The organism is Pseudomonas sp. NFACC45, assembly GCF_900113505.1.
GTDB classification, from domain to species: domain Bacteria; phylum Pseudomonadota; class Gammaproteobacteria; order Pseudomonadales; family Pseudomonadaceae; genus Aquipseudomonas; species Aquipseudomonas tehranensis.
Map to the genome: position 1 here is coordinate 54814 of NZ_FOPO01000008.1, position 16720 is coordinate 71533.

Genomic DNA, 16720 nt, shown 5'->3' on the forward strand with positions numbered 1-16720 from the left:
TCGATAGTCAGGTTCAGAGTGTCTTGCCCAGCAAGCCCATGAAGCGATCGATCTCGGCTTCGGTGTTGAGCAGGCCCGGCGCGGTTCGAATGACAGGCCCGGCGTCGCGATGCACGGCGTCGGCAATCACCCGGTTCTGCATCAGGTAGGCGGCGATCTCGTCGCTCTCACGGCCCTTGACCCGGAAGAAGGTGAAACCGGCCGACACGTCCGGGCTCATGGGCGTGACCAGCTCGATTTGCGGCAACGCCAGCAGCTGTTTTTTCAAGTAGGTATTGAGCGCGTGAATGCGCGCCTGCACCTCGGCCTTACCCAATTGCAAGTGCAGCTTGAACGCCTCGTCCGCCGCCCAGCGATGCTCGAAGGCGTGGTAGCCGCCGGGTGTCATGGTGGTGGAAAACGTCGTGGCTTCGGAAAAGGTCGGGATGATCGGCGTGACGTACTTGAGCTCTTCGCTGCGGCTGCACACCAGGCCGGTGCCCCGTGGGCCGAACATCCATTTGTGGGTGCCGGCGATGAAGAAGTCGCAATTCATCGCTGGGAAGCTCAGGTCTTCAACACCGAAGCCGTGCACGCCGTCCACCACGTAGATGATGCGCTGTTCCTCGCTGCGGCCCTGGTTGTGCTTGTCCACCAGCGCGCCGATCTTGTCGATCGGCAGCTTCACGCCGCTGCCCGAATGCACCCAGGTCAGGCCCAGTACGCGGGTTTGCGGGCGGATGTTGCGGTCGATGGTGCTCAGGATTTCATCGTGGCTGGCGTTGTGGGCGTTCTCGAACAGTTTGATCTTGCGCACCCGGGTGCCATCCCGTTGGTTGCGCAAATCAAGGATGGTGTGGGTGGCGTAATGTTCGTGGGCGGTGCTGAGGATTTCCTGGTCGGCGCTCACATGAACACCGCCGTAGATGATCGCCAGACCCTCGGTGGTGCTGCCGGTGAGGGCGATCTGCGCAGGGTTTGCTTGCAGATAACGGCCGGCCCATGTCCGTACGTTTTCTTCGCGCTCCTCGGTGACACCCAGGTCCCAGTCCATCAGCAATCCCGGGTTTTTATCTAGGGCGGCGCGGTGTTTTTCGATGGCCTCACGTACCGGCCGCGGGTGGGTGGTGACCAGGAAATTGGAGAAGTGCAGGTAGTCCGGGTCCTGGTTGAACAGCGAGCGCAACTGCGCCCATTTGTCTCGGGGCAGCGGCGGCAGCGGATCGGCGATAGCGGTGCCAGGCAGGCTGGTGGCCAGCGGCAAGCCGGCGGCGAGGATCCCGGCCTGCTTCAGGAAGGTACGGCGTTCGTTCATGGTTGGCCGGCCTTCTGGTTCGAAGCCACGGCGGGATGGGCGGCTTGCTGGACCTGATCCCAGACCCGCAGAAAGTTGCCGCCCCACAGTTTGGCAATGTCCGCTTCGGAATAGCCGCGGGTTAGCAGTTCGGCGGTGACGTTGCGGATGTCGCCCACGTCCTCCCAGCCTTTGACGCCGCCGCCTTCGTTGAAGTCCGAACTGATGCCGACATGGTCGATGCCGATCTTGCGCACGGTGTAATCGATGGCGTCGCCCAGGTCCTTGAGGCTGGCCTTGGGTTCCTCCTCCAGAATGCCGTAGAGCTGGCCGGCGTATTCACCGAATTTCTGTTCCGGCCACGCGGCGATGATCGGATCGCCCGGCATCAGCGCCATGGCGAGGTTGGGCAGCGGTGGCAGGTCGAAACGTTGGCGCAGGTCGTTGAGTTTGTCCTGGGTTTTTTGCGTCAGCGGGCGCAGGTATTGGGAGAAACCGACGACTTGCACCACGCCGCCGCTGGCCTTGATCAGCTGCATTTCCTTGTCGCTGAGGTTGCGCGGGATATCCACCATGGCCCGGGGTGCGGAATGGGAGGCCACCAAGGGCGTGCGGCTCAGTTGGGCAACTTGCTCCAGGGCCTGGGTCGACATCTGCGACACGTCGATGATCACGCCCAGGTCGTTCAGGCGCGTCACCGCTTGCTTGCCAATCTCCGACAGGCCGCCGAGGGCATCAGGTGAGTCGTTGAAGAACGGCAGCGGGCGCGAGGAGTCGGCCCAGTCGTTGTTACCGATGTAACTGAAGCCGAACATGCGCATGCCCCGCGCCGTCCACAGGTCCAGCAGGCTCAGGTCGTGCCCCAGTGGGTAGGCGTTGAGCATGCTGATGAAAATCGCGAACTTGCCTTCGCCATGCAGGCGCCGAAAATCATCCGGGGTGTAGGCGATGGCGACCTGGTTGGGAAAGTCGCGGACCATGCCGGTGATGATCTTGTAGCGCACTTCCTGCTGATTGCGCGCTTCCTCGACGAAACCGGCGGTGGGCTTGTGCGGCGCATTGGGGCCGTTCCACAGCTCCGGCCAGCCGAAGATCGTCAGCGCCGCGCCGGACAGATGCCCGCGATTGGCTTTGACCAGGTCGAACTGGCCGCTGCCGTCCTTGTCGACTTCATTGCCGGCGGTGCCGAAATCCAGCGGTAGGCTGATGTGGCTGTCAAAGGAGAGGAGGCGCTCGTGCAGTTCCCTGGCCTCTTTCATCACCTTGACCGGGTAGCCGGGGTTGTCTCGCCACCAGTGGTCCCAGGCCGCGAGGCCGCCACCGACCATCAGTGCAAGGGCCAGGGGCACGCCGATGAAGAGAGCTTTTTTCGAACGTGGTGTTGTCATTGCCGATCTCAGTCAGGTTCGCTGCGGGGGGCTTTGCTATCTGGGGAGAACGAGTGATCGGGCAGGAAATTTAGGTGAGCCTGATGGCCCCATCGCGAGCAAGCTTTGCTCCCACAGTGGAATTCAGCGCGTTCCAGTGTGGGAGCGGGCTTGCTCGCGAAGGCGGCCTTGAACTCATCAAATTTTCATCGCATGTACGCACCTCTATTGTGGGAGCGAGCCTGCTCGCGATGACGCCCTCACAGCCTCTATAAATTTGTTGGCCCGCCCATCGTTCTAGCTTGGATAACGCCCGCCCCAGGGCCGAACACAGGTAAGGCAATGACGATTTCTCGACGATGGTTCATGGCGGGCCTGGCGCTGACCGGTGCCGCCGTGCCTGCGGTGTATTACGGGCATCGCGAACTGACCCGGCCGGACCCCACCATCACCCCCGGCGAGGCCTCATTCGATGTGGCGGACGTGGCAGGCCAGCGCCGGGCCGATACGCTGCGGGGGATCTGGACGATCCGTTTTTCAGGAAGCGACGCGGGCCTGGACGGCTTGCCCCAGGACGGTCTGCAAGTGTTCCTCGACATTGCCCACAAGGGGCGTGGTGTCGTGGGTTGCCTCGACACCGCTGAACGCCTGCGCGCCGGTGATGAGCCTCATTATCGAGTGTTGGGCGATTTGGCCGGAACCGATCCGAAACAACTGAGCTGGCGCCTGATCGGTGCTCAGCATGGGGCACCGGACTACGAATTCATCATGACCCTGGACGAGGTCTGGGCCGGCTTCGGCAATGCCGGCACCGCCACCCTCAGCGGTCGCGTGTTGCGCCTGGATCGCCCGCTGGCGCTGCCGGAACTCGACAATCAGTTCATCGCCCGCAAGTTGCCGTTCCCCGAAGCCCGGGAACGCACGCCGCTGAGCCCGCCGTTGCTGGCCTGGCTGGTGTCGCCGGAGCATCGGTTGTTCCATCAGCTCTGGCACGCCTCACGGGACAAATGGCACAGCCTGGACGAAGACAAGCGCAACGCCCTGCGTGGCATCGGCTGGCAGCCCGGCCCACGGGACCATGAACGTGACGCTCGCGGCAAGCGCAAGGATCGCAACGGCTCGGGCGTGGATTTCTTTTTCATGCACCGGCACATGCTCGGCACGGCCCGTTCGTTCCAGCCGCTGCCGTCGTGGCCGCGCTTCCCGTTGCCGCAACCGGAGCTGGAGCGTGATCGGCTGGGCTTTGCCCGGTATTTCGATAACCACGATGGCACAGCTTTGCCGCCCACTTGGCTGGCCAGCGGCGACGAGCAGTACGCCCAATGGGTGAGTGATATCAAGACTGCCGAGACCTATCACAGCAATTTCCAGGTCTGGGAATCGCGCTACCGCGACCCGCGCTACCTGTCGAAACTGACCCTGGGTCAGTTCGGCTCGGAAGTGGAGCTGGGCCTGCACGACTGGCTGCACATGCGCTGGGCCTCGGTGCCCCGCGATCCTTCCAACGGCCACCCGGTGCCCTTCGCCCGCGACCCGGCCGACTTCGCCCAGCGCTGGTATGCGCCGGAAAACGACTTTCTGGGCGACCCGTTTTCCTCCCATGTGAACCCGGTGTTCTGGGCCTTCCATGGCTGGATCGACGACCGCCTCGAAGACTGGTTTCGGGCCCACGAACGTTTCCATCCGGGGGAAGTGAGCCGGCTTGAGGTCAACGGCGTGCCTTGGTTCGCCCCGGGCCGTTGGGTAGAAATCGCCGACCCCTGGCTGGGCCCGGACACCCACGGCTGCAGCACCACGCCGGGGCTGCAGCCCGGACGTTCGGTGGAGATGGACCCGGAAACCATGAAACTGGCCCTGCGCATCACCTTCGGCAGCGACGACAAAAAACTCTCCGAACTGTTTCGCCGCGTGCCGCAACGGCCTTGGTATGCGCGGAATCTCAAGGCCAAGCCGGTGTAAAGCTTCGCTTCCCAAAGAAAACCAAAGCGAACGCTGTTGTGGCGAGGGGATTTATCCCCGCTGGGCTGAAGCAGCCCCAAACCAGCGCACTCAAAACAACTGACTCACCGAGGTGCCGGCTAATGGGGCTGCTGCGCAGCCCAGCGGGGATAAATCCCCTCGCCACAAATATCACTTGGCTTTAGAGGGCATGCGCCTTTAACGCGGCACTGCGATGTCCAGCGCGCGGTTCGCCAGCAGCTCACTCAGCTCGACCATCTGCTGGATCCCCAGGGCAAAACTCCGTCGCGTGCCGTCCAAATCAAATGCCAGCTCGTTGGCCATGACATTGATCGAAGCCAGGGTTTCGCTGAGGTTGGCGAGCAGGCATTCCATGTCCGCGTCTTCGACGACGGTGAATAACTGGCCGGGTGATGAGGTGGGTTTTGTGGGTTTCGGATCGAGATAGAAGGCGAGGGCGCGGTCGGCGGCTTCGTTGAGTTTTTTTGAATCGTTTTCGGGGGGATTGGGGGTGATCTTGAACATGGTGTAACTCCTAGTATTCATTTTCAGGAGCCGACACCATCGCTACCAAACGATTGGGTGGCGGCCGTACGCGGGTTGGTAGACCGGAGCACTAGGAACCCGGCGCGCCCGAAGACGCCCTGCGCACGGCCACCATGAAACAGACGCCGAGAGAGCATCTGTAGGAGGTGGCGCTTGCGCCTAGTTGACTCGCGGGCTACCAAACCCGATCGCTGAAATCAGCGACCCGGAAACAGTAAATGCCACGAGCCAGGCGCACAAGCCGACGGATTCTGGCGTAGTTGTAGGCAATGGCGCAAGGCGATGTAGCCTCGCTCGGACGTCCTACATTGCAGCCTCAACAGCACTGAAGCGAACGCAGTTGTGGCGAGGGAGCTTGCTCCCGCTGGGCTCTGTAGGAGCTGTCGAGTGCAACGAGGCTGCGATCTTTCCACTGCCAATTGAGTCCGAAGCCAAAGATCAAAAGATCGCAGCCTCGCTGCGCTCGACAGCTCCTACAATTTAGCCTTACATCACCCGCCAACCCCCACCCAGCGCCTTGTACAACGCCACGCTCGCCTGCACCCGCGCTAATCGCAATTGCACGTTCATGTCCTGGGCGGCGTACAGCGTGCGTTGGGTTTCCAGCACGGTGAGCAGGTCTTCGGCACCGGCCTGATAACGGCGCTGGGCGATGTCGAATGCGCGCTGGGCCTGATGCAGTTCTTCGCTCTGCCACTGCCGCTGCTGGTCGAGCCCATGGATGCCGTTCAGGGCTTTTTCGACGTCGGCGAAGCCGTTGATGATGGCGGCGCGGTAGAGCTCCAGCAGTTCTTCCTGGCGCGCGGTGGCTTTGTCCCGTTCGGCCTTGAGGCGACCGTTGTTGAAGATCGGCGCGGTCAAACCTGCGGTGAGGTTGTAGACGTTGTTGCGCAGCAACTGCTCGGCGATGTCGGCGCCGGTCGCCAGGCTCAGGCCCAGGGTCACGGAAGGCAGCATGGCCGCGCGGGCCACGCTGATGTCAGCCTGGGCGGCGGCGAGGCGCGCTTCGGCGGCGGCGATGTCCGGGCGGCGACTGAGCAGGTCGCTGGGCACCCCGGCGTCGATAGCGGGCCAGTGCAAACGGTCGAAATGTTCATCGTCGAGTGTGACCGACTGCACCGGTTGCCCCAGCAGCGCCGCCAGGGTGATCAAGGCTTCCCGGGCCTGCTGCTGCACTTGAGGCAACCTGCGCTGTTGCGCCGCCACCAGGCTTTTTTGCTGGGACAACTCCAGGGCCGTGGCGCTGCCGGCGTCGTAGCGGGTCTGCACCAGGTCGAGTACACGTTGGGCGTTGTCCAGGTTCTGTTCGGCGATGCGCTGTTGCTCGCGCAGGGACAACGCCTGGGTGTAGCTGTTGGCGACGCCGCTGAGTAGGGTCAATTCCACGGTCGCCCGGTCGAACTGGCTGGCCGACAGGTTGCTCAGTGCGCTGTCCCGGGCCGCCCGTTTGCCGCCCCAGAAATCCAGTTCATAGGTGGCGCTGAGGTTGGCGTCGTAGTAGTCGATGGTGCGGTTGTTCCGGTCGACGTCCAGTTGGCTGTAACCCTTGCCCCGCAACAATTCCTGGCGATTGCCATTGAGCCCGGCCTTGATTTCCGGCAGCAGCGGCGCGCCGGCGATCACCGCGCTGGCCTGGGCCTGACGCACCCGGGCCATGGCGGCTGCCAGATCGTGACTGTCCAGGCGCGCCTGTTCGATCAGTCGGTTCAACTGTGGGCTGCCGAACTGCGTCCACCATTGTTGGTTATCGGCGTGCGTGCTTGGCGTATTGAGGTTCTGCCAGGCCGGTGGCGGCTGGATGCCGCTGTCCGGCGCCGGCAGAGGAGTGCCGCAGGCTGCCAGTAACAGGCCGGCGGCGAGGAGGGTCAGGTGCGCTTTCATAGAGTGGCGTTCATTCACTGGTAAGGGCCGCGACCGGGTCGAGGCGAGCCGCCTTGCGGGCCGGCATGAAACCGAAAACAACGCCGGTGACCAGGGCGCAGCCGAAGGCGCCGAACACCGCCAGCCACTCGAAGGCCACGGCGATCTTGCCCAGCAGCAGCGCACCGCCCACCAGCAAGGCCAAACCGATGCCGGCCAGTCCGCCGACCACCGAGAGCATCACCGCTTCGGTGAGGAACTGGCGCAGGATGTCCCGCTGGCGGGCGCCGGTGGCCATGCGAATGCCGATCTCGCGGGTTCGCTCGCGCACGGTCATGAGCATGATGTTCATCACCCCAATGCCGCCCACCAGCAGCGAAATCGCGGCAATGGCCCCGAGCATCAGCGACAGCGTGCCCTGTGTACGCGCCTCGGCCTGGATCATCGCGGCGTTGTTGGTCAACTCGAAATCCTGCTTGCCGTCATGCAGGCGCAGCAGGGTGCGGGAGATGGCCTGTTCGGCCTCCTTGACCTTGCCAGCGTCCCGGGCGGCGATCACCACGTACTCGGGATGCCGGCTGCCGAACAAGCGCACACTGGCGGCAGAGTAGGGCACGGCGATGCGATTGTCGGCATCCGAATCCCCGGAGCTGGCGCCTTTTTCCGCCAGCACGCCGACCACCTGAAACGGCACGTTCTCAATCAGGATGTAGCGGCCAATGGGGTCGTCGACCTCCTTGAGCAGCTTGTGCCGGACCTTGTGACCGATCACCGCCACTGCCGCGGCGCTGCGTTCATCGGCATCGGTGAAGTAGCTGCCCTGGGCCACTGGCCAATTGAAGATGGTCGGGAAATTCGTATCGTTGCCGCCCACGTAGCTGGTGTGGTCGAGGTTGCCGAAACGCACGCTGGCGTCGGCGCCGTTGACCGGCATGATCCGCTGCACCTCGGGCAGGGCGGCGAGGGCGGCCAGGTCATATTCACTGATGATGCCCTTGGCGGCGCGCGGGGTGGGCGCGGTGCCGTTGAGGTAGATGATGTTGGAGCCGAAGGCGCCCATTTGGGCCATGACCTGGCGCTTGCTGCCTTCGCCCACCGCCAGCATCACTACCACCGAGGCCACACCGATGATAATGCCCAGCAGCGTCAGGGCGGTGCGGAAGCGGTTGATCCACATCACCCGCCACGCCGCTTGCACGGCGTCGAGCAGTTCGCCTTTCCAGGCGCCGTTGTGTTCGCTGCCGGCGCTCAGGCGCTGGCGCAGGTCCACCGCTTGCAACGCGTTCGGGTTGGCGTGGTGCGGAGTCGGATCGCCGCCGGCGCTGTCGCTGATGATCAGCCCGTCGCGAATCTCAATGATGCGCTTGGCCCGCGCCGCCACTTCGCGGTCGTGGGTGATCAGGATCACCACATGACCCTGGCTTGCCAGTTCGTCGAGCAACGCCATGACCTCGATGCCGCTCTGGCTGTCGAGGGCGCCGGTGGGTTCGTCGGCGAGGATGATGTGGCCGCCGTTCATCAAGGCCCGGGCAATCGACACCCGTTGCTGCTGGCCGCCGGACAGTTGATGAGGGCGGTTGCCGGTACGGCTGGCCAGACCCAGGCGTTCGAGCAGGGCGCTGGCCCGGGCGTGGCGCTCGGCGGCCGAGGTGCCGGCGTAGATCGCCGGCATCTCGACGTTTTCCTGGGCAGTGCCGGACGGGATCAGGTGATAGCCCTGGAACACGAAGCCGAAGGCTTCGCGCCGCAGCCAGGCCAGTTCGTCGCTGCCCAGGCCGGCGACGTCTTCGCCGGCAAACCGGTATTCGCCGCTGGTGGGGCGGTCGAGGCAACCGAGGATGTTCATCAGCGTTGATTTACCGGAGCCGGACGCCCCGACAATCGCCAGGAATTCCCCAGCGTGAATGGACAAATCGATGCCGCGCAGCACCTCCACCCGAGGGCTGTCACCACCGCCGTAGGCCTTGCGAATGTCCCGCAGTTCGATCAGGGGCGTGTCCATTCAGCCTCCGCTGCCGGAGGCCGGACCGATCAGCACCTGGTCGCCTTCGCTCAGGCCGTCGAGAATTTCGGTACGCAGCCGATCGCTGACGCCGGTACGCACGGTGCGCAGCTGGACATCGCCATTGTCGGCCACCACCTGCACTTGCCCGGCGTTGGCCTGCAACGCGGCGCTGGGAACGGTCAGTACATCGCGTGCCTGGGCGGCAACAAAAAACACCTGGGCGGTCATTTCCGTCATCAGGGCACGGTCGGCGTTATCCACATCCAGCAACACGGTATAGAGCACCACCCGTTCGCTGCCACTGCGCCCGCCCGTGAGGCTGCCGCCCTGGCTCGCCTCCAGCGGGCGCGGCGGCACCGGCAGAATCTGACGCACGGTGCTGCTCCAGCGACGGGCGCCGCCGGCCAGGGTGGTGAAGTAGGCGGTCATGCCCGGTTTGACGTGACCGATGTCCGCTTCCGAGACTTCGGCCCAGACGGTCATCGGCGACAGGCGGGCGATGCGCAGAATCAACGGAGTTTGCTGTTGGGCGTTGAGGGTCTGGCCTTCCCGGGCACCGACGGCGACCACGGTGCCGCTCATGGGCGCGAAAATGCGCGTATAACCCAGCTCGGCCTCGTCACTGCGCAGGTTGGCCTGGGCCTGGCGGATCTGGGCCTGGAACATGTCGATGCGCGCCTGGGTCGCCCGCACTTCGGCCTGGGCGGTCTGCACGTCTTCCTCGCGGGTGGCGCCGCCGGCCTTGAGTTGCTGCTGACGGCGGAATTTCTGCTGGGCCAGATCGTGCTGGGCTCGTTGTTCCTGGAGCTGGGCCTTGAGGTTTTCAATGGAGAAGCGTCCGGCGTCCAGCTTGGCCTTTTGTGTGGAGGGATCGATCTCAACCAGCAATTGGCCTTCGCGAACGTCGTCGCCGGCTTCTACATGAATCTTGCGGATCTGCCCGGACGCCTGAGCGCCGACGTCCACGTAACGCCGCGGTTGCAGGGTGCCCAGGGCGGTGACGCTGTTTTCGATATCGCCACGGGTGACGGGTGCGGTCATCAGCGATTCACGGCTCGGGGCCACCGCTTGCCAGGCGGCAAAGGCCACGGCTGGGAGCAGAGCGAAGGTTAAAAGCCAGGCGCGTCGGGTAGGGCGGGGACGTTTCATGCAGGGTTCCGGCCGGTGGTGTCGGGCCCGTCGCAGGCAGGGCAGGGACGGGAGGCTGTCTTGGTAAACGAGCGCTTCGGACGGGAATTTACTGTGTGAAACACTTGGTAGCAGGTTGGAAAAATCAGTTGAAGCGCCACTGCTCCCCTGTGGCGAGGGCGCTTGCTCCCGTCGGGCTCTGTAGGAGCTGTCGAGCGAAGCGAGGCTGCGATCTTTTGATCTTTCGCTTCAAACTCAATTGGCAGTGGAAAGATCGCAGCCTCGCTTCGCTCGACAGCTCCTACAGAATCCAGCGGGAGCAAGCTCCCTCACCACAAAAGCGGTGCTTGGCGCCTAGTTATCTGAACGAATCCGGACTGATACAAACCAAAGCTTTAAATCTATATGAGAATTACTATAAATTACGCGATTAAATCTGCCACTATCGTGCCATTGCCGATTTCAGGCGCGCCGATCTGGCACAGGGATAGCTGTCGCAGCCATTGCGCAGGGGAGTCATGTTGGAAAACTACTATCGCGAGCTGGTGTGTTTCCTGAACGCCAGGCTAGGCAACCGCCAGGCGGCCGAGGATGTGGTGCATGACGCCTATGTGCGGGTACTTGAGCGCGCCAGTGACACACCCATCGAGCAGCCTCGGGCGTTCCTGTACCGCACCGCGCTGAACCTGGTGATCGACGGACATCGGCGCAATACCCTGCGCCAGGTCGAATCCCTGGACGTGCTGGACAGCGAAGAGCGTTTTTTCACGCCATCGCCCCATACCAGCCTTGACCACGGTCAGCGCCTGGACCTGCTCCAGCGCGCGCTGGCCGAGTTGCCGCCGCTGTGCCGCGAGAGTTTCCTGCTGCGCAAGCTCGAAGGTCTGTCCCACCCGCAAATCGCCGAACGCCTGGGCATTTCCCGAGCACTGGTGGAAAAACACATCGTCAACGCCATGAAGCATTGCCGCATTCGCGTGCGGCAGTGGGACGCGCATTAATCCCTCCACGCCGGTCGCATCACGGTAAATTTTTTTTCACTGTCCTCGTTCCTCTCAACAGACGACTTGCCGGCTTGCCAAAGATCGGTCGGGTCACCCCAGGCTTTTCGCGCCCTGTTGAGGGGCTTCTCCAGAGGACACTGGACATGACACAGGCAATTGCTTCGCCCAACGTTCACGACTTGATCGGTATCGGCTTCGGCCCCTCGAACCTGGCGCTGGCTATCGCGCTGCAGGAGCGGGGCCCGGTCCAGGGCGAACTGGATGTGCTGTTCCTCGACAAGCAGGCCGACTACCGCTGGCATGGCAATACCCTGGTGACCCAGAGCGAGTTGCAGATTTCTTTCCTCAAGGACCTGGTGACCCTGCGTAACCCCACCAGCCCCTATTCGTTCGTCAACTACCTCAAGCATCACGGCCGGCTGGTAGACTTCATCAACCTCGGCACGTTCTACCCGTGTCGCATGGAGTACAACGACTACCTGCGCTGGGTGGCCGCGCAGTTCGCCGGGCAGAGTCGCTATGGCGAAGAAGTGCTGCGCATTGAACCGGTGCTGCACAACCAGCAGGTCGAAGCGTTGCAGGTGATTTCCCGCGACAGCCAGGGTGAAGAGCGGGTGCGCACTGCTCGCTCGGTGGTGGTCAGTGCCGGTGGTACACCGCGCATCCCCGAAGCGTTCAGCGTTTTCAAGGAGGACGCTCGGGTGTTCCACCATTCCCAGTACCTGGAGCGCATGGCGACGCAGCCGTGCGTGAACGGCCAGCCGATGAACATCGCGATCATCGGCGGCGGACAGAGCGCCGCGGAAGCCTTCATCGACCTCAACGACAGCTTCCCTTCGGTGCAGGTCGACATGATCCTGCGCGGCTCGGCCCTCAAGCCGGCCGATGACAGCCCGTTCGTCAACGAGGTGTTCTCCCCGGAATTCACCGATCTGGTATTCCAGCAGCCCCACAGCGAACGCGAGCGGCTGGTCAACGAGTACCACAACACCAACTATTCAGTGGTGGACATCGACCTGATCGAACGGATCTACGGGATTTTCTATCGCCAGAAAGTCTCAGGCATCGCCCGTCATGCCTTCCGTACTCTCACCACGGTGGAGAAAGCCACGGCCACCGGTGCCGGCGTGGAGCTGGCGGTGCGCAACAACGCCACCGGAGAGCTGACCGTGCGCCGTTATGACGCGGTGGTGCTGGCCACCGGTTACGAACGGCAGATGCACCGCACATTGCTGGCGCCACTTGAGCAATACCTGGGGAATTTCGAGGTAGACCGCAACTACAAGTTGATCACCGACGAGCGCTGCAAAGCGGCGATCTACATGCAGGGCTTCTGCCAGGCCAGCCATGGCCTGAGCGATACCTTGTTGTCGATCCTGCCGGTGCGCGCCGATGAAATCGCCGGTTCGCTGTACGAGCACAGCATGCATCGCGGACAGAGCCGTTCGGTGCGCGACCTGAAGCTGGCCACGGCATAACCCTGCCTACAACAATCGGCCTGCGGGCAATTTCTCAGAAACTTCCTACACTCACCTCACGTGTCCTGTCTTTCAGGCAGGGCGCGTTGACGGTTCGCTGTTCCCTCGCTTTGGCAGTCTGAACCCATCAGCCGGTCTCCCTGACTTGACGTGAAGTCGGTGGTGTTCCGGGCCGACTACGCCAAACGAAACAACCTGATCCAAATGACGCTGTTCTTACGCACAGGCCTGGTGGCGCTGTTGCTGGGCTTATCAAGTGTGACGCCGCAGGTTGGCGCGGCGCCTGAGTCGCTGCAAGTGCTCGGGCGTTCCAGTGTGAGCGACTATTCGGTGTCCCTGGGGGAGGCCGACAAGAACTGGCTACGCCGCAAGGGGACGTTGCTGTTAGGGGCCTCGGCGCCGGATTACGCACCTTTCGGTATCACCAGCAATGGCCGCGACTATGAGGGTCTTACGGCTGACTATGCCCAATTGCTGGGGCAGATGTTGCACGTCGATGTGCGGGTGCAGCGCTACGCGTCACGGGAGGCATCGCTCCAGGCTTTGCGCAGTGGTGAGATCGACATGCTCGGAACGGCCAACGGCTTCGAAGCCAGCGACCCCGAGTTGGCGATGTCCCAGCCCTATGCCGATGACCTGCCCACCTTGGTGGCCCGGGTCGAGGATAGCCAGGATTTGCCCACGGACCTGGCGGGCATGCGCGTGGCGATGCTGTATCACTATCTGCCTACCGATACGGTCAAGGCGTTTTATCCGGATGCGGCCTTGCAGTTGTACCCCTCGACCTTGAGCGCGATCGGCGCCGTGGCGTTTGGGCAGGCCGACGTTTACCTGGGGGATTCGATCAGCTCCAATTACCTGATCAGCAAGAACTACCTGAACAACGTCCAACTGGCTGATTTCTCACGCATGGAAGTGCAGCCGTTCGCCTTTGCGGTCAGCCGCGAGAACGCACGCCTGCTGCGCATTATCAACGCCGCGCTACAAGCCATCCCCGCCAGTGAGCGCATGAGCATCCTGCGCCGCTGGAGCGCTGGCGGCGCGAGCATCCCCGGTCAGCAACCTCTGCATTTCAGTGTCAAGGAACAGCGTTGGCTGGATGCCCATCCGCGGATCACGGTGGCCGTCAACCAGAACTTCCCGCCACTCACGTTTATCGATGAAGGGCATTTGCGGGGTATCAGCGCTGATGTGCTGGCCAGGATCAGCCTGCGCACCGGCCTGAAGTTCGATATCCAGTGGGGTACCTCGCTTCATGATGTGATCGGGCGCGTCAGCAGCGGTCGGGCCGACGTACTGGCCGCCGCGCCACCCAGCACCGAGCTTGAGGGGACGTTGCGTTTTACCCGGCCTTACCTGAGCAATCCGTTCGTGCTGGTGGCGTCCGCCGGGGGCAAGGTCCCGTTGACGTTGGACCAGATGGAGGGCAAACGCCTGGCGCTGATCCGTGGCAATGCGCTGCGTGAATATCTGCTGGAACAATTTCCCCGGGTGCATCTGGTGCCGGCTGAAAATTCAGCGGACGCGATGTCCATGGTCGCCGCCGGTACGGTGGACGGCGCGATCAATTCGCTGATCAGCGCCCGCTATATGATTTCTCGCCAATACCGCGGCAAACTGCACATCACCAGTACCGTGGGGACGTTGCCGGCGCGCGTGGCCCTGGCGACTCATCGTGATGCGCCGGAGCTGCATTCGATCCTGGACAAGGCGCTGCTGAGTATTTCTCCCGAAGAAATGGACGAGCTGACCAATCGTTGGCGCAGTGAAGTGGTGATCGACGACAGCTACTGGTTGCGCAACCGCACCACCATCGTCCAGGGTTTCGCCATCGCCGCGCTGCTGTTGCTGCTGGCACTGGGGTGGGCCTTTTACCTGCGGCGTCTGCTGGAACAGCTGCGCGTGGCCAAGCAAAGCGCCGATGATGCCAATCGGGCCAAGACCACTTTTCTGGCGACCATGAGCCATGAAATCCGTACACCGATGAACGCGGTGATCGGCATGCTGGAACTGGCCCTGAAAAAAGCCGACCAGGGTGTCATGGACCGGCTCGCCATCGAGGTCGCGTCAGGCGCCGCCCGCGGCATGCTCGACTTGATCGGTGACATCCTCGACATCGCCCGCATCGAGTCAGGCAGGCTGTCGCTGACCCCGCAGCGGGCCAATCTGCGGGAGCTGATCGAATCGGTGGCGCGGATCTTTGAAGGCCTTGCCTGGCAGAAACAACTGCATTTGCAGCTTGAGCTCGACGCCGCGATCAACCGCGACGTGTTGATCGATCCGTTGCGTTTCAAGCAGATCGTGTCGAATCTGCTGAGCAACGCCATCAAGTTCACCGAGCAGGGGCAGGTGCGCTTGAGTGTGCGAGCCGAACCGGGCGGCGACGCGCAGTGCCTGCCAATCCGCCTGCGTGTTGAAGATAGCGGCTGTGGTATTTCGGCCGAGGATCAGCGCCGCTTGTTCAGCCCTTTTACCCAGGCCAGCAACAACACCCAGTCGGCCCGCAGCGGCTCCGGGTTGGGGCTGGTGATCAGCCGCACGCTCTGCGAAATGATGGGCGGCACCCTGACGTTGAGCAGCGTGCCGGGGGAGGGCACGCAGATTGAAGTTTTGCTGAGCTTGCCGGCGCTCGAGGCCTTGGCTCAGGCGCCGTCGGCGCAAGTCGAGGCGCTGGCACCGGTGCGGGCGCTGAACATTCTGGTGGTGGACGACTACCCGGCCAACCGTCTGCTGCTGTCCCAGCAACTGAGCTATCTGGGTCATCGTGTCCGGGAAGCCGACGAGGGTGTCCAGGGGTTGCGCGCCTGGCGGGCTGAACGCTTCGATGTCGTCATTACCGACTGCAACATGCCGTTGATGAGCGGCTACGAACTGGCCCGCGCCATTCGCGAGGCGGAGCGGGCCGAGGGTTTGTCGCCGGGGGTGATCCTGGGTTTCACGGCCAATGCCCAGCCCGAGGAAAAGGCCCGTTGTGTCGAAGCCGGCATGGACGATTGCCTGTTCAAACCCATCAGCCTCAAGGAGCTGAACAGCTGCCTGGCTTCAGTCACGCAGGGTTGCGCCGCAGTGCCCGATGAACTGGCGCTCGCGCCGACCACCGGCGACATCGACTTGAGCAGCCTTGAACAATTGAGCGCAGGTGACACTGGCTCAATCAAAAAACTGCTAAGGGAACTGGTCAACAGCAATGCCGATGACCAGGCGCAATTAATGCGTCTGCTCGCTCGCCAGGACCTGCCAGCGCTGGCTGACCTGGCGCACCGGGTCAAGGGCGGCGCGCTGATGATCAGGGCCCAGCGCCTGATTGCCGCCTGCGAAGCCCTGGAAAGTGCCTGCCGCGGGGGTGACCGGCCGTTGCTCGGCGCCGCCGTGGATGACGTGCGCCAAGCCATGGAGCACCTGACTGAACGACTGGAGACCTATGTGGCGGGGGAGCGTGCTTGCGCTGGGCCGCGAAGCGGTCCCCGCGGGTCTTCTCATGGCTAAGCGAGCCGCGTAGTCATCCCGAAGCTACATACGAAGTACCTTTTTCCTCCATTTTTTGGGATTCGTCCTACAGCGCCTATCAAAAGCTTCCTCTAGCCTGACGCCCCTTAACGATTGGGACGCCTGTCATGCCGAACAAAGCATTACGTATCATGATTGCCGACACGCAACATGCTCATCGAATGAGGCTTGAGCACCTGTTCAATCAACAGGGCTATTTTCGGATCGCCCCCGTGAGTGGCCTGCAGGAGCTGTTGACGCTGGTGGAATACGGCAGCGAGCCGTTCGACCTGGTCGTGGTCAATGCCGGCCTGGCGAAGGGCGCGCTGGACTTGCACGATTTCATCCTCGATAACCCACAGCTTCTTCACGCGCTGATTTACAACACCCCCCAGATCGGTCTGTCCTCGGCGGTTGTCGCGCGTCGGCCGAGCATGCACTTGAGCACGGCCCAACTGCCTGACCTTGCGTCATTGGCCAGTCTGATGGAGCGGATTGATCCCCAGGCCTGCGAGTTGACGCGACCCTGGCTTCGCCCCCTCAGGCAAGGTCACGCAGGGTGAAGCTGCACCGTTGGTCGGCACTGTCAGACCTGACAGGTGGCTTGGCCCGGC

Annotated in this window: 11 protein-coding genes; 5 read left to right on the plus strand and 6 right to left on the minus strand. The window is 62.9% G+C overall.

The annotated features are described in order from the left end of the window. Positions 1 to 13: 13 nt before the first annotated feature. Positions 14 to 1294 (minus strand): pyoverdine-tailoring periplasmic protein PvdN, encoded by a 1281-nt coding sequence (locus BM132_RS15755; RefSeq protein ID WP_092456614.1) that lies wholly within the window; start codon positions 1292 to 1294, stop codon positions 14 to 16. Then, positions 1291 to 2661, minus strand: a complete 1371-nt coding sequence (gene pvdM / locus BM132_RS15760; RefSeq protein WP_092456618.1) for a pyoverdine-tailoring dipeptidase-like protein PvdM — start codon at positions 2659 to 2661, stop codon at positions 1291 to 1293. Before pvdM ends, BM132_RS15755 begins: the two co-directional genes overlap by 4 nt. A gap of 321 nt (positions 2662 to 2982) precedes the next feature. Between pvdM and BM132_RS15765 the strand changes: the two genes are divergently transcribed. Then, positions 2983 to 4599: a pyoverdine maturation tyrosinase PvdP gene (locus tag BM132_RS15765; RefSeq protein ID WP_092456621.1), complete on the plus strand. Its 1617-nt coding sequence runs from the start codon at positions 2983 to 2985 to the stop codon at positions 4597 to 4599. A 198-nt stretch (positions 4600 to 4797) separates the two neighbouring features. On the opposite strand, the gene BM132_RS15770 is transcribed toward BM132_RS15765, so the two are convergent. From BM132_RS15770 to BM132_RS15785, 4 genes are all read right to left on the minus strand, one after another. Further along, positions 4798 to 5124: a DUF6124 family protein gene (locus tag BM132_RS15770; RefSeq protein ID WP_092456623.1), complete on the minus strand. Its 327-nt coding sequence runs from the start codon at positions 5122 to 5124 to the stop codon at positions 4798 to 4800. A gap of 507 nt (positions 5125 to 5631) precedes the next feature. Further along, entirely contained in the window at positions 5632 to 7026 is a 1395-nt protein-coding gene (locus BM132_RS15775) for an efflux transporter outer membrane subunit (protein WP_092456626.1), read from the minus strand. Positions 7027 to 7036: 10 nt separating this feature from the next. Beyond that, positions 7037 to 9007 (minus strand): MacB family efflux pump subunit, encoded by a 1971-nt coding sequence (locus BM132_RS15780; protein ID WP_092456629.1) that lies wholly within the window; start codon positions 9005 to 9007, stop codon positions 7037 to 7039. After that, on the minus strand, positions 9008 to 10159 hold the full coding sequence (locus tag BM132_RS15785) for an efflux RND transporter periplasmic adaptor subunit (RefSeq protein ID WP_092456632.1): 1152 nt from the start codon (positions 10157 to 10159) through the stop codon (positions 9008 to 9010). A gap of 497 nt (positions 10160 to 10656) precedes the next feature. On the opposite strand from BM132_RS15785, the gene BM132_RS15790 reads away from it, so the two are divergent. The 4 genes from BM132_RS15790 (at position 10657) to BM132_RS15805 (ending at position 16669) form a co-directional block, all read left to right on the plus strand. Next, on the plus strand, positions 10657 to 11139 hold the full coding sequence (locus BM132_RS15790; RefSeq protein WP_092400328.1) for a sigma-70 family RNA polymerase sigma factor: 483 nt from the start codon (positions 10657 to 10659) through the stop codon (positions 11137 to 11139). 146 nt (positions 11140 to 11285) lie between these two features. Next, entirely contained in the window at positions 11286 to 12620 is a 1335-nt protein-coding gene (locus BM132_RS15795) for a lysine N(6)-hydroxylase/L-ornithine N(5)-oxygenase family protein (protein ID WP_092456635.1), read from the plus strand. A gap of 204 nt (positions 12621 to 12824) precedes the next feature. Further along, entirely contained in the window at positions 12825 to 16106 is a 3282-nt protein-coding gene (locus tag BM132_RS15800) for a transporter substrate-binding domain-containing protein (RefSeq protein ID WP_092457128.1), read from the plus strand. Positions 16107 to 16234: 128 nt separating this feature from the next. Next, positions 16235 to 16669 (plus strand): ANTAR domain-containing protein, encoded by a 435-nt coding sequence (locus BM132_RS15805; protein ID WP_092456638.1) that lies wholly within the window; start codon positions 16235 to 16237, stop codon positions 16667 to 16669. Positions 16670 to 16720: the final 51 nt, after the last annotated feature.